The sequence below is a fragment of the Acinetobacter sp. WU_MDCI_Abxd143 genome (assembly GCF_025514195.1).
Taxonomy (GTDB): Bacteria; Pseudomonadota; Gammaproteobacteria; order Pseudomonadales; family Moraxellaceae; genus Acinetobacter; species Acinetobacter pittii_H.
In genome coordinates, this window is record NZ_JAHPTH010000006.1 from 1 (window position 1) to 14472 (window position 14472).

Below are 14472 nucleotides of genomic sequence, written 5' to 3' on the forward strand. Positions count from 1 at the left end.
TGGTGCGCTCAGAGAGATTCGAACTCCCGACCCCTTAGTTCGTAGCCAAGTGCTCTATCCAGCTGAGCTATGAGCGCATTAAGTAAATGGCGGTGAGAGAGGGATTCGAACCCTCGATACCAGTAATAGGTATGCTTCCTTAGCAGGGAAGTGATTTCAGCCACTCATCCACCTCACCGGAACGAGCCGCCATAATACAAACTAAAACCCTATTGTTCAAGTCATCATAGTGAAATTTTCTTGTTTTTTAGTTCAATGAATTATTTTTTAAGCAATTTTCTCATTATTTTCGTCTTTTTAGATCAAACGCTTGTTAAGATAGATATTATTTCTTCATCAAAATACTGTAGTGCATAACACATTATTGCAAACCTAAACGTGCAGTTCGGGTCTGCATGACTTATGCTAAACTTATCTGCCAAGCGTGAAACCAAACGACATGACAAAAAACTGGGCTGACCCCGAAGCGAAAGCTGAAGCTGAACGTTATGACAATCCTATTCCGAGCCGTACTCTTATTTTAGATACATTGGAACAATTGCAGACACCGCAATCTCATGCAGAACTTGTAGATCATTTTAACATTCATGACCAAAAAAGTATTGAAGCACTCAGTCACCGCTTAAGTGCCATGGTTCGTGATGGTCAAATCATGAAAGACGGGTTTAAATTTCAGTTGGTGGCAGATCAACCAACCTATGAAGCAACTGTTTATATCAATAGTAAAGGTTTAGGTACGGCACATATTGATGGTCAAACTGATCTTTTACTTCCTGAACGTGAATTACGTTTAGTATTTAATGGTGATCGAGTTAGAGTGCGCCAGACTTCGGTTGACCGTAAAGGTAAACCTTGGGGCTTTATCACAGAAGTTTTACAACATCGTGTTAAACAATTAATTGGTAAATTGTCGGTTCACGATGGCGAATATTTTATTCAACCCAACAATCCAAATCAGCACCAACCTATTCCTTTAGAAAAAGAACTGGTAACACACGCTGAAGTAAATGTTGGCGATATGCTACGTGTCGCAATAGACAGCTATCCAACTCGTGAAGAGTTTGCAACGGCGCATATTATTCAATCTATGGCCGACAAAGCCGATACAGAAATTATTATTCCACAAACCATTCTTGAATTTGGTTTGCCATATGAGTTTCCAGATCAGGTCTTAAAAGAAGCTGAAAGTTTTAAAGAACCATCCGCTCAAGATCGTGAAGGCCGCATTGATTTACGAGATTTAGCATTAGTTACGATCGATGGTGAAGATGCTCGAGATTTTGACGATGCTGTTTATGCAGAAAAACGTCCAGGGGGCGGTTATCGTGTAGTTGTCGCAATTGCTGATGTTAGCCATTATGTACGCTTAGACTCAGCCCTCAATGAAGAAGCTGAGGAACGTGGTACTTCGGTATACTTCCCACACTTTGTATTACCAATGCTACCAGAGGCTTTGTCAAACGGCTTGTGTTCTCTGAACCCTCATGTAGACCGCTTATGCATGGTCTGCGACTTGAAACTCTCTCGTACAGGCCGTGTAACTAGTTACGATTTTTATCCGTCGGTTATGCATTCAAAAGCACGTTTGACCTATACACAGGTAGCCCAATATTTTGACGGCGCAACAGATGCGATTCCAAAAGATCGTGATGTTCATAAATCTTTAAATACGCTTTTCCAACTTTATCAGATTTTGAAAAATTTACGTGCCGACCGTCATGCAATGGAATTTGAAACCATTGAAACCTACATGACTTTTGATGAGCTAGGCGGGATTAAAGAAATTTTGCCACGTACACGTAATGAAGCCCATAAGCTCATTGAAGAATGCATGTTACTTGCTAACGTTGCTGCGGCTGAATATGCATTAGAACATGATGTTCCAATGTTATATCGCGTGCATGAAGCTCCTGAATTCTCACGTATTCAAAAAGTAAAAGACTTTGTGAAATTACTGGGTCTACCCTTCCCCGACCAACCAACTCAAGCAGACTATCAAAGAGTAATTGAAGCAACTAAAGATCGTATTGATGCACCAAGCATTCATGCCGTCTTATTACGCTCAATGATGCAAGCTTATTATGGTGCAAAAAATGCAGGGCACTATGGTTTGGCCTATGAAGCGTATACGCATTTCACTTCACCAATCCGTCGTTACCCAGACTTATTGTTACACCGCGCCATTAAAGCACATTTGAAACAAAAGCCTTATCCACTCTCTGGTGCGGCACTAGATGATGCAGGTGAACATTTCTCTCAAACCGAGCGCCGTGCTGATGAAGCATCTCGCAGCGTAACGACTTGGTTGAAATGTCACTACATGCAACAGCATCTAGGTGATGAATTTATTGGCATTGTAAGTGCGGTGACCGAATTTGGTTTGTTCGTGACACTGAAAGATCTATATGTCGATGGCATGATTCATATTAGCCAACTCGGCGATGACTTCTTTATTTATGACCAAGCGAGCCAAAATCTAGTAGGTCAAAATCGTGGACAAGTCTTTGGTTTGGGTGATGAAGTTAAAATTCAGGTTGCTGGTGTCAATCTGGAAGAACGTAAAATTGACTTCCAGCTCATTAAGCAAGTTACCCATGCAGGCCGAGTAGTTCGTAGCCGTGCGCCGCGTACAACTAAAACTACTACGCAGGCGACTGAAGAAGTTTTCAGTAAACCAACTGTCAGTAGTGATGGTGAGCGACCTGTTCACAAAAAGAAAGAAAAAAGTAAGCCAAGTTCTTACACCAAGAAATCTGGTAAGAAAACCTCAGCAAAAGCCGAGACTAAATCAGAAAAGGTGAAGAAAAAATCTAAGCCTAAAAAGAAAAAATCGAATGCAAAATCAAAGGCTGAATAATGAGTAAATAATTATCACGTTTCAAAAATAAGTCTCCAATAGGAGGCTTATTTCTTTTTAAAAGGGTTATTTTACACATTAAGCTTGATTTCCGACTTGAGAGGACCTACATCTAATACCATGTTTAAAAAATAATGTGGCTATTAGCAATGACTTTACAGCAAGCGACTTTACCAACTCCGCGTTTTGATCAAATTGAATTAGAAAATTTAAAACAAGACATCCAACAAGCGATTCAAGCAGGTCAGGAATTTTTAAATACTCTTACAGCTGCACCTACAGATACAGCTCAGCAACTTGCAGTACTTGAGCAAGTCGATACACTTGAAAATAATCTAAGTGAATCATGGGGCGTTTTATCGCATTTAAACGCGGTAATGAGCAATGCAGAAACGAGAGAAGTCTATCAATCGTTATTACCAGCATTAAGTGAATATTACACTCAGCTTGGTCAACACACGGCGCTTTATCAAACTTATCAATACATCCATGATGGTCAAAGTTATACGTCTCTTAGCCCAGCCCAACAAAGTGCTATTCGTCTAGCTTTGCGTGACTTTAAACTTTCTGGCGTCGCTTTAGAAGGCGAAGAGAAAAAACGTTATGCAGAGATTTCTGCGCGTCTTTCACAGCTTTCTTCTGATTTTTCAAATCACGTTCTTGATGCAACACAAGCTTACTTTAAGCCACTTACCGAAGATCAGTTAAAAGGTCTTCCAGAAAGTAATATTGAGTTATTAAAACAGTATGGTAAACAACGCGAACTTGACCAAGCTGTCGCAACTCTAGATTTCCCAGCATATTTTGCAATCATGACTTATGCAGATGACCGTGAATTGCGTGAAGAGCTTTATAAAGCTTATGTGACACGTGCATCTGATCAGTCTGAACAAACTGAGTTTGATAACAGCAAAATTATGGAAGAAATTTTGAGCCTTCGTCAGGAAATGGCAAAACTACTTGGTTTCAATAACTATGCTGAATATTCTCTTGCAAGTAAAATGGCACCAGACGTAAAAACAGTACATGAGTTTTTGGTTGACCTAGCAGAGCATGCGCGTGCTCCTGCGCTTCAAGAAGTTACAGAACTTCAAGAAATTGCCAAACAAGATGGTGTTGATGACCTTAAACCTTGGGATACAACTTACTATTCTGAAAAGCTGAAACAGCAACAATTTAATTTATCTCAAGAAGCATTAAAGCCTTATTTCCCTGCACCTAAAGTTATTCAGGGATTATTCCAGATTGTGCAGCGCCTATATGGCATTAACATTATTGAAAGACAAGCACCTGTCTGGCATCCAGATGCACGTTATTTTGAATTAGAAGACCAAGGTCAAGTGATTGGTGGCTTCTTCTTTGACATCTATGCACGTACAGGTAAACGTGGTGGCGCATGGATGAACGGCTTCCGCTCGCGCATGCAGACTCTTCATGGTTTACAAAAACCAATTTGCTATATGGTGTGTAATTTTACTCCTCCAGTAGGTGACCAACCTGCTTTATTGACTCATGACGAAGTGATTACTTTGTTCCATGAATTCGGACATGGTTTACATCATATGTTGACCGAAGTAGATAATATCTCGGTTGCAGGAACGCATGGGGTAGCTTGGGATGCAGTAGAACTACCAAGCCAGTTTATGGAATTCTGGTCATGGGATAAAGAAAGTCTAGATGTATTAAGTGAACACATCGATAGTAAACAGACTTTGCCACAAGAATTACTAGATGCTTTATTAAATGCTCGATTCTTCCAATCTGGTATGCAAACTTTACGTCAGCTTGAATTTGCATTGTTTGACTTAACCATTCACACCAAAACGCCTGCCCTGAACAGTGAGCAAATTCAGCAAACGTTAAACGACATTCGTAAGCAGTATGCAGTCGTTCCTACTGTCGACTACAACCGTTTCCAACATAGTTTTAGTCATATTTTTGCTGGTGGTTATGCTGCAGGTTATTACTCGTACAAATGGGCAGAAGTCTTAGCAAGTGATGCATTTGATCGTTTTGAAAATGAAGGTATTTTTAATACTCAAACGGGTAAAGAATTCCGTCAGGCAATTCTAGCTGTGGGAGGAAAAGACACTGCACTTGAGGCATTTGTTAATTTTCGTGGGCGCGAGCCTAAAATTGACGCGTTGTTACGTCATCAAGGTTGGACGAATGACAACAAAACCGCTTAAACTATGGGCCTAAATTGATCGTGTGGTTAGGGTGATAAAGATGAAAAAACGTTTCATTGCTGGGGCAAAATGTCCAAAATGTGAAGCCATGGATCGAATTGTCATGCTAACCACCGCAGAAGACGAATGGATTGAATGTATCGAATGCGGTTATAGCGAAAATCGTCCGACTCATGTTGATGAGCCTGAAACGCCTGCTGAACCAGATGAAATTGGTGTAATACAGTTCAAGCCACGTCGTCCCGACTAAAGGTCTTAAACATGCCACTACAAAGAAAACAAAACTCAAAATTATTATGGATTTTAATTGGGGGCTTAAGCATTCTCGTAGTGCTTTTTTTTGCAGCGCAATGGTTTTTTAAAAAAACTGAGTCGTCAGCACCACTGGTTGATCCACAACCTGTCTCGACATCCGCTCCTGCTAAACCAGTTGACCCATTACCAAGTTCTGAACCCTTAGCTGAAAATGCAAGCTCTCAGCAACTTGTCAGTGAAAATGTGCTTAAAGAGCCTGTCCCTGCACAAGAGTCTTTAGCAAAAGAAGAAGTATCTAAACTTGAAGATATTCATCGCCAGCTAAAAGATCAGGAAGCAACCTTAAAAACTCAGCATGCTGATGCTGATCAATTAACTAAACTCAAAGAAGAACAAGTTAAATTGCTGGAAGCTCAGCTTAAACAGCAATAGTTTTTCAATAGAATCTAAAAAAGCTAAAGCTATCCATCTTTAGCTTTCTAATGTTAAGAAGAAAATTAGATTTTTATCGAATGCAGAATACTCATATTGTATCATTCAAAAAAAAACACCCTCTTAAAGAGGGTGTTTTTTTATCAATATATTTACTTCAAATCATTAGATTAGTGATACCAACCGAATAATTTAAAGAAGTAAGGTGCATAAGCAATGATAAGCATCGCAGGCACCATTACAATTAGTGGAAGCACCCATCGCTCGAAGCGGTAGAAGAACGATTTATGGCGAACTTCTGCATCTGCTTCAGATACCTCATCGTCGCCAATTGCTTGCCTAGCTAATAAATGGTTTAGAGCAACGGGCGGAGTAATATAACCAAGTTCAAAACCAATTAAAGCAATCATCCAAAAATGTACAGGATCGATTCCGTATTTGTATGCTACTGGTGCTACGGTCGCTGAAATTAAAATAACGGCACCAAATGGATCCATAATCATACCGACAAATATCATCAGAACTACAATCAGAGAAATCACAACAAATAGACTACTAATATCTGTTGGGAAGGCCTCCATGATTTCAATTCTTTCTAAGAATCCACCAACACTTACAGATAATGCCATAAGGATAACTAATGCACCAATATGTCCTACAGTTTCACTGGTTGCTGTATGTAAAGCTGATCGGAAAGAGACCCTTCGTTCAGGATTACGTGGATCATCAACAGGTTTGACTGCCGGAATAGGCTGTGAACCATCTGACGGAACCGTATAGACATTTAAGGTACTGTCCCAATGCCCTACTGGAGCTAATGGAGCAGGTTCTTTACGTAATTTATCGAATAACACCATTAATAATAAAATCACGGGCATCATTACTGGTGCAGTGAACTCATTCAAATCTGTTGCTAAAGCATGCTTGTAAAACAACCAAATTAAAATAAAAATTACAATATATGGAGATACAGGAACAAAAGCACGTAAAGATTTTGGGAAAGCGATTTTTACTGGAGCGATACGGAATTTTTGCTCAGCAAAAAATAAAGAAACTATCAAGAATAAAGTTGATGATAATAAGAATGTATATACCCCATAGTGATATAACATATCTGTTGTGACTTCTTTATTCAAAGATGCAACAACAACTATCAGCAAGCATGGTCGTAACACAACACCTAATGAACCAGACATAGCTGTGGCTGCCAATGCAAATTGACGGCGACCACCTGCATTCCAAACTTCTTTATAAATAATTGCACCCGCTGCAATAACGAAAATACCTGAAGCTCCTGTATAAGCTGTTGGTAATGCGGCAGCAATTAGAATTAACCAAGTTAGTGTTTCTGGAGCAAGATTCCAAGGTCGAAGGATATTTAAAAATAAATCAACAATGCGTGTCTGTTTAAGTAACATCCCGGCCCAAATAAACAGAGCCAGATTTAAGAATATACTTGAAAACTCAACTAACTGGCCAAGGTAAATCCCCTGCCCCATTGGGTAATCCATAAAGAAAGTAAATGCGACACCAGTGATAATCGCCATATAGGCATAGAGCGGTACGCTTAAGAAAGCAAGCCCAAGATTTCCCCCTTCTTTCGTCGGAGTTGGAGATTTAATCAACTGGAATAAACTGATTAATGTCAAAGTCGCAAATAAAGTAATCCATAACCAATAAATCACTTGCATTTCAATTGCTACGGGCACCCCCGAACCAGTTACCGAATGGTATTGGCTAATCGTTGATGATGTTAAAAGACCATTGGCAAATAACATTGCGATTGAATAAACACGAAAATCTATTCTAGTGGCAGGACTGCGCAAACCAATATGATGTGTCTTTAATGTAGCCGTTATTGCCGCTAATACAACCATCACAACTAAAAGCATTGCTCTATTTTCAGTACCAAATTTAAAGAGACCAAAAAAAGAGGTTTCTATCGTTCGATACGTACGGATACTTGGATGCGCATCCATATAAGTGATCGCTTTATCATAGAACTGATATTTTTCATCACATTGTTGCTGTGCTGCGAGTAGTGATGCACGGACATCACTTTCCGATGCCGCACCAAAGAAACTCGCGAAATCATCAGACGCGTTCGCTTTCATTTGTTCTTTTACTTGAGCCTCGATATTTGGATGTCGATCACAAGTTGGCTTTTCAGGCTCAGCACGCAAAAAAGAATATTGCATACCTGTAGCAGGGTCGCCATAAAGACGTTCCCCGATACGTAATAATTGTCCGTGGATCATTTCCCCGGTACCAATAATTAGCGTCATTAATAGCAAAATGAGGATGACGAATGTTGAGATCCATTCGTTCCAGATATAACCCAGCAGACCTAATCCAGATCTTTTTTCTTGATGTTCTTGCATAAATATTCCAATTTTGTTCTCTCAAATCCCTAAAAAAATAAGGACTTGAGTCATGCAATTTTTCTTGGTCAGGGGTTAAATCCATCCCCCTTCTACCAATCCCTTTATTCAACGATCAAATTTGCATCAAACTTTGTTAATAAAGAATGACTAAAATCTCTTTTTTAACAGTTTGTATTGTCAATGTTTCTTTTTTAATCTCTGGAAAATCCAATAACATCCTCCAAAGATTGCTCCACCAATTGCCCCATATAGATGAGCTTCAGTTAAAACTGGACTCCCTATTAGTTGAGCAGTTCCTGTTTGCCCAAAAGTATTTTCCCATATGAGTTTGGCAATAATTAACCCTAAAACCAGCAAAGCAAAATTTCGCTCTTTACGATATTGCAGATAGACCAAAGCAACCGCTGTATATAGTCCATGTAAGACACCAGACAGACCTGCGTAAGCTTCGATATAAGGTAAATAAAAGTAGAACACCAAACTAATAAAGGGTGGCAACAGCAAAAGTAGACTTAGAAGATGCCATGCTTTTGTATGTGGAAAAATAAAGGGTAAACAAGCGAATGCCATCATATTTAAAAGGAAATGAACCCATCCAACGTGTACCCAATGTGCAGTCCACAAACGCCAGAATTCGCCAAGTAAACTTTCGCGCCAATAAATAAAAGTATCAGGAAACACCTGTAAACATGCAGATATGGAAATGCACACTGCGACCAAAAGCACTTTACTATTCAGTACATGATCCTTCATGGCACACTCCTTGAAATTAAACTTCTTACAATTATTGTAGAACTTAACAATAGACTCGCAAGAAGTTAGTCTTTCAAATATTCTTACTGCGCTGCTGGTGAAGCAGATGAATCCGCAGGAACCTCAGAAGCGGCTCCCCCATCAAACAACTCATCTAGCTCTGCTGCACCTTCATTTTTATCATCCCAGAAATGAGACATACCATTATCTCCGGTACGTACACCAGTATGCTCAGTCCAGTACCGGTCAGAGATACCACGTACAATAAGACCAGCCATACTATCGATTAACTTAAAGTTCGGATTGACAGGTTTGTCATCAGCTTGTGATGCTGCATAGGTTCTTAAGGCATCACGGATTTTTGCATCATCACCGCTTGCTTGAGCAGCCACAGCATATAAGGCATGAGATAGGCGAACACCTTTTTTCTCAGCAATCTGAATTGACTGTTTTAAAGTTTGGTACGGATCAGGTTTCCCTTCATCAGCACCTGGCAATAAAGTCCAGATAACAGCACGCGTTGCGTTAGGTGCGCCCCAGAATTTTTCATTATCTAGACAAACCATGCCACGCTCTACAATAGCAGCGATATCTTTAGGAACATTGACTGCACCGCCTGAGTTAATATCGTTGGTCACAGCCTGAAGACCACTGATCATGCCAAGTAAATAAACAGTTTGATCAGTATCATTACGCATCGTTGGGCAAGAATCACCTAAGTGATATTTATATTTAGATTCCCAACGATCAGCAAATAACTTATAACCCGTATATTGACGTTCAGCAGCAATTGCTGCCCAACGCTTTTGTGCAATACGTGCATCTTGGGCTTCTGTCACTTGACCAGCTTTTGAGGCGCGCAAATAACGTAATTCTGCTTCTAAAGCCTGATTTTCCGCACATACACCTGATGCTGCATACATTAATACTGCAACACGTGTCGGATCTGCACCCATCCCTTTAGTAGACATGATTGCAGGTGTTAACGCACTACCAGTATTACATACCATTTCAGCATCTTGCATTGCCAAAATTGGTGGAACGACGTGCTTTTCCGTAAAACCTAGAGCAACATTTGCTCCAGTTTTCACGACGTATGAACAACCTGATAAAACTGAAGCTGCAAGAAAACTCACCGCCAAACCTTGGCTTATTTTTTGGACTTTAGACATCTTCCTGTCCTCTATGTAATTTGTTTTTTCCTTTTCAGATGTACATTAGCAGATGCATATCTTGAATAAAAGAGTAATTACTCTAATTGTAGCGCTTATACTTTGACACACTTCACAGCAGATAAAATTGACAGTTTTTCGAGGAAACAGAAATTTTAGGCAAAAAAAAGTAGCATTGCGACGGTTCAGCACATGCTACTTATTAACTGGGATAAGCTTTTAACGGCTTATATTATTTTTGTTCTATATAATCCTTAAGTAAAGTTCCTGCTCTTCCTACTACTACAGCCATAACAACTGTAATTAACAGAAACATCCACATTGAAATCTCCATGAGAGACCTCCTTACTACAATCGCACCCAGTTATAAACTGGACACTTGATGAAATTAATCGATTTACCAATTTTAATAATTGACTGATCGACGACCTTGCATCCTCTGTCTCTTAACCTTGTTAAAATTAACTTTGTTAAGATGTTCCCTGAGTAAAGTTCCTGCTCTTCCTATCACCACTGCCAGAATTATGGCAATGACCAAGAACGACCATGTTGGCATCTCCATTTTGAGACCTCCGACACACTTTACGTTGGTGTTTGTACTTTAACCGATCAAATAGTTACCCATAGGTGAAATTGTCAGACAATTGTCTTTCCTTGGCTTTTTTCTATATTTTAATTAGACAATCCGAAGTTTAATAAAGAAAATAATTCTTAAACTTTTGTTTTTTATAATTTTTAAATAAATATACAATTGTAGAATTGTCTAACAATTAATAGAGTTTTTCTAGAACTTTTAATCTTTTCCACTGCTGAATGGGAAGCTGATCGAACCATACAATAGCTATATTCTTAGGAGTTTCTTCAAGATAAATAACTACAAATAACTGATAATCAATTATTTTAGTAATTTCCGCACGGTAAATTTCTTTTTTTGAGAAATATGCAACCGACCATAATTTTTGATCTAAATATTCAATTTGAGATATTTGTGCTTGCTTTAAAAAGAAAATAAAACCAATAAATAGAAGAATAACAGCACATAGCCACCATATCGGTGTTAATAACTGATAAAGCAGGATTGCTAAACCCAAACCAACAAAAAGCTGAAATATTACCGAGATACGGCTATATTTCAGCTCAAAATTTAATTCTTTTATCAAAACAGTTTAGCCATGTACATACTGTTTTAGTTTATAAATAAATTCACGTAACTCAGTACGTGGAGGTTCAGAAACTTCCATGAACCAATCTAATAAATCCGGATCTTCTTGATCAACTAACTCTGCAAATAATGCTTTTTCTGCTGGATCAGCTTTTAAATAATAGTTTTTTACATACGGGTCAAAATAGACGTCAATTTCTTTTAAGCCGCGGCGTGCTCGATAAATTACTTTACGTTCTTCCAAGGTCATTTCGTCAGACATTTACGTCCCCATCTGTGTTGATAGTGCGCCTAGTTTACCTGATCACATCCTAAAGATCGCTAAAAATATCAAATTGACCAAATTTATCATCTTATCCGCATAATTGAGCATTCATCACATTGTTAGGCATGAAATGCTTACGTATGTTTAGGGCATAACATCACACCTGAACCAAGGAAGAAATACAAATGCAATCTGGTGCCATCCGTCCTATTCCAAATATGTTACCAAGACAATTATTCAATGAAGAACACGAAGCCTTCCGTGAGACAGTGCGTAAATTCTATGAAAAGGAAGTCGTTCCCAATATAGAAAAATATGAAAAACAGCAACATGTTGACCGAGATCTTTGGAATAAAGCTGGAGAACTAGGTCTTCTTTGTACCACAATGCCAGAGGAATATGGTGGCTCTGGGGTAGATCGCCTATACAGTATGATTCTTATTGAAGAACAAGCGTATGCGATGGACTCAAGTACTGGTTTTTCTCTACATTCCGATATTGTTGCTAATTACGTTAATAATTTTGGTAATGAAGAGCAAAAACAAAAATGGTTACCCAAAATGGCAACTGGAGAAATTGTTACTGCTATTGCAATGACGGAACCAGGCACTGGTTCAGATTTACAAGCGGTAAGAACCACCGCCGTACTTGAGGGTGATGAATATGTCATTAATGGTTCTAAAATTTTTATTACAAATGGCTACTTATGCGACATGGCCATAGTCGTTTGTAAGACTGGTAATAGTGACAAAGGTTCTGCGAACTTATCCTTAATTATTGTAGAAGCAGACAGAGCTGGTTTTAGTAAAGGTAAACCACTAAACAAAATTGGTATGAAAGGCCAAGATACCTGCGAATTATTCTTTGATAACGTTCGCGTTCCTAAAGAAAACCTTTTAGGCATGGAAGGTATGGGCTTTATCATGCTCATGAAAGAATTAGCATGGGAACGAATGTTAGTTGCTATTATTTGTCAGGCAGGTGCTGAAGCAGCATTTGCACATACCGTCCAATATACAAAAGATCGCAAGGCATTTGGTAAACCTATTGGCGCATTTCAAAATACGCGCTTCAAACTTGCGGAACTTAGAACAGAAATCGATTTCTGTCGTACTTATTTAGATCGTTGTATGGAATTACAACTTGAAGAAAAATTGAGTGTCGAAGCTGCAGCTGCTGCTAAATATAAAATTTCTGATATGTTCTCAAAGATTGTAGATGAATGTCTTCAGTTACATGGTGGTTATGGCTATATGCTTGAATATCCAATTGCACGTGCATACATTGATCATCGAGCAAATCGAATTTATGCAGGTACAAATGAAATCATGAAAGAATTAATTTCAAGAACACTTTAATACCTTCACAAAAAAAGGGGCATTACGCCCCTTTTTTTATTTAACAGGACTTAAGATACTAATTTTGGTTTACGCTCATTCGCTTCAGAACGCTTATGAAAATGAAGAATGCCATCTTCAAATTTTGCATTTTTCAAAGACTTTCTATCTTCTAAATAGTTATTAGTCACCTGCCATGGAGCACGCTTACCTTGTTTAGGAAGTTCATGTGCTGCACGATTAATATAACCTGAAGATAGTTTACCCATTACGGTATCTTCTTCCATCACAGTCTTATCACCCGATGGAATCACTTCATCATAACTATTTTTGTCCATATAGTTTAATAAGCGACAAATATATTCGGCAGCGATATCTACTTTGAGTGTCCATGAGGCATTTACATAGCCAATAATCATAGCCATATTCGGTACATCACTTAGCATTATGCCGTTATAAAGCATATGTTCAGATGAGTTGATTGGTTTCCCATCAAGAGTCGCCTGAACTCCGCCCATAATCTGAACTTGTAATCCTGTTGCAGAAACAACGATATCAGCATCAAGATGTTTGCCAGATTTAAGTAAAATACCTTTTTCAGTAAATTTCTCGATTTGATCAGTTTCTACGCTCGCTTTGCCTTCACGTAAAATCTTAAACAAGTCCCCATCTGGCACTACACATAAACGCTGATCCCAAGGATTGTATGAAGGTGTAAAATGCTTCATATCAACCTTACCTTTAAGCTGCACTTCAATTGCTTTTAAAAGTAAACGACGTACAGTTTTAGGATGTTTCTGAGACAGCGCATAAATAGCGCGCTGCATACCAATGTTGCGAGCTCGAGTAAATTTATAAGCTGCCTCTTCAGACATAAATTTACGCGTTTTTTCATAGATAAAATCGATAGAAGGAACGCTAGCAATATATGTTGGTGAACGCTGCAACATGGTCACATGACCTGCCCCACCTTTAGCCATTGCTGGTACTAAAGTAATCGCTGTTGCACCACTACCAATAATAACCACCTTTTTACCTGTGTAATCTAAGTTTTCAGGCCAATGCTGTGGGTGAATGAGTTGCCCTTTAAATGCTTCTTGATTTGGGAAAGAAGGCGCATAACCCTGATCATAATTATAGTAACCTGTACAACCGACCACAAAGTTAGCAATCCAAGTCTGCTGTTTTTTATTGCTATCTTCGACTACAACCTGCCATTTTTTTGAAGCCGAATCATAATTAGCAGAAAGTACGCGATGACCAAAATGAATTTTTTCTTTTAATTTAAATTCATTAATTACTTCACCTAAATATCCTTTAATAGAAGCACCATCAGCTAATACATTCGCTTTACACCATGGTTTAAAGTTAAAACCAAAGGTAGACATATCTGAATCTGAACGGATACCAGGATAACGGAAAAGATCCCATGTTCCACCAAAAGACTCACGACGTTCTAAAATCTCGAATTGTCGTTGTGGTGAATTTTTTGACAAATGGGCAGCAATTCCGATTCCTGAAATACCTGCGCCAATGATTAAAATATCAACTTGCTTTTCCATTTTATTTTTATACCCATTGTTGAGAATATAAGTTTATTAAAACACAATTTTGACAATACACAATGTCAAGTTTGACCGTTTATCTACTTTTTTATGTCACTTGA

11 protein-coding genes and 2 tRNA genes are annotated in these 14472 nt (G+C 38.6%); 5 read left to right on the forward strand and 8 right to left on the reverse strand.

The window, feature by feature from the left end:
* Both KTI79_RS12150 and KTI79_RS12155 read right to left on the reverse strand, forming a co-directional pair.
* Positions 1–77, reverse strand: a tRNA-Arg gene (locus tag KTI79_RS12150).
* 10 nt (positions 78–87) lie between these two features.
* Positions 88–178 (reverse strand) — tRNA-Ser (locus KTI79_RS12155).
* 261 nt (positions 179–439) lie between these two features.
* Here KTI79_RS12155 and rnr point away from each other — a divergent pair.
* The 4 genes from rnr to KTI79_RS12175 all read left to right on the forward strand — a co-directional run bounded on the left by rnr (position 440) and on the right by KTI79_RS12175 (position 5733).
* Positions 440–2857 (forward strand): ribonuclease R, encoded by a 2418-nt coding sequence (gene rnr / locus KTI79_RS12160; protein WP_199964078.1) that lies wholly within the window; start codon positions 440–442, stop codon positions 2855–2857.
* Between the two features lie 134 nt (positions 2858–2991).
* A complete protein-coding gene (locus tag KTI79_RS12165) occupies positions 2992–5046 on the forward strand; it encodes a M3 family metallopeptidase (protein ID WP_086265781.1) in 2055 nt (684 codons plus the stop codon).
* A gap of 40 nt (positions 5047–5086) precedes the next feature.
* Positions 5087–5296: a YheV family putative zinc ribbon protein gene (locus KTI79_RS12170; RefSeq protein ID WP_032004797.1), complete on the forward strand. Its 210-nt coding sequence runs from the start codon at positions 5087–5089 to the stop codon at positions 5294–5296.
* Between the two features lie 11 nt (positions 5297–5307).
* Complete coding sequence (locus KTI79_RS12175; protein ID WP_086265780.1) at positions 5308–5733, forward strand: hypothetical protein; 426 nt, start codon at positions 5308–5310, stop codon at positions 5731–5733.
* A gap of 170 nt (positions 5734–5903) precedes the next feature.
* Here the strand turns inward: KTI79_RS12175 and KTI79_RS12180 are convergent, their stop codons facing one another.
* The 5 genes from KTI79_RS12180 to KTI79_RS12200 form a co-directional block, all read right to left on the reverse strand.
* A complete protein-coding gene (locus KTI79_RS12180; protein ID WP_086265779.1) occupies positions 5904–8114 on the reverse strand; it encodes a TRAP transporter large permease subunit in 2211 nt (736 codons plus the stop codon).
* 180 nt (positions 8115–8294) lie between these two features.
* Complete coding sequence (gene rrtA / locus KTI79_RS12185) at positions 8295–8870, reverse strand: rhombosortase (protein WP_005067290.1); 576 nt, start codon at positions 8868–8870, stop codon at positions 8295–8297.
* Positions 8871–8953: 83 nt separating this feature from the next.
* Entirely contained in the window at positions 8954–10042 is a 1089-nt protein-coding gene (locus tag KTI79_RS12190; protein WP_086265778.1) for a hypothetical protein, read from the reverse strand.
* Between the two features lie 770 nt (positions 10043–10812).
* On the reverse strand, positions 10813–11202 hold the full coding sequence (locus KTI79_RS12195) for a hypothetical protein (protein WP_086265777.1): 390 nt from the start codon (positions 11200–11202) through the stop codon (positions 10813–10815).
* A gap of 6 nt (positions 11203–11208) precedes the next feature.
* The gene (locus KTI79_RS12200; protein ID WP_002117064.1) at positions 11209–11466 is read right to left on the reverse strand and encodes a succinate dehydrogenase assembly factor 2; all 258 of its coding nucleotides are present in this window, start codon (positions 11464–11466) and stop codon (positions 11209–11211) included.
* Between the two features lie 188 nt (positions 11467–11654).
* Between KTI79_RS12200 and KTI79_RS12205 the strand changes: the two genes are divergently transcribed.
* The gene (locus tag KTI79_RS12205; protein WP_086265776.1) at positions 11655–12827 is read left to right on the forward strand and encodes an acyl-CoA dehydrogenase family protein; all 1173 of its coding nucleotides are present in this window, start codon (positions 11655–11657) and stop codon (positions 12825–12827) included.
* A gap of 50 nt (positions 12828–12877) precedes the next feature.
* On the opposite strand, the gene KTI79_RS12210 is transcribed toward KTI79_RS12205, so the two are convergent.
* Positions 12878–14368 carry a flavin-containing monooxygenase gene (locus KTI79_RS12210; protein WP_002116796.1) on the reverse strand — a complete coding sequence of 497 codons (1491 nt, stop codon included), beginning with the start codon at positions 14366–14368 and terminating at the stop codon, positions 12878–12880.
* Positions 14369–14472 lie beyond the last annotated feature (104 nt).

Coding starts and splice junctions, on each gene's coding strand:
- rnr (WP_199964078.1), top strand. CDS start 440: ATGACAAAAAACTGGGCTGACCCCGAAGCGAAAGCTGAAGCTGAACGT.
- KTI79_RS12165 (WP_086265781.1), top strand. CDS start 2,992: ATGTGGCTATTAGCAATGACTTTACAGCAAGCGACTTTACCAACTCCG.
- KTI79_RS12170 (WP_032004797.1), top strand. CDS start 5,087: ATGAAAAAACGTTTCATTGCTGGGGCAAAATGTCCAAAATGTGAAGCC.
- KTI79_RS12175 (WP_086265780.1), top strand. CDS start 5,308: ATGCCACTACAAAGAAAACAAAACTCAAAATTATTATGGATTTTAATT.
- KTI79_RS12180 (WP_086265779.1), bottom strand. CDS start 8,114: ATGCAAGAACATCAAGAAAAAAGATCTGGATTAGGTCTGCTGGGTTAT.
- rrtA (WP_005067290.1), bottom strand. CDS start 8,870: ATGAAGGATCATGTACTGAATAGTAAAGTGCTTTTGGTCGCAGTGTGC.
- KTI79_RS12190 (WP_086265778.1), bottom strand. CDS start 10,042: ATGTCTAAAGTCCAAAAAATAAGCCAAGGTTTGGCGGTGAGTTTTCTT.
- KTI79_RS12200 (WP_002117064.1), bottom strand. CDS start 11,466: ATGTCTGACGAAATGACCTTGGAAGAACGTAAAGTAATTTATCGAGCA.
- KTI79_RS12205 (WP_086265776.1), top strand. CDS start 11,655: ATGCAATCTGGTGCCATCCGTCCTATTCCAAATATGTTACCAAGACAA.
- KTI79_RS12210 (WP_002116796.1), bottom strand. CDS start 14,368: ATGGAAAAGCAAGTTGATATTTTAATCATTGGCGCAGGTATTTCAGGA.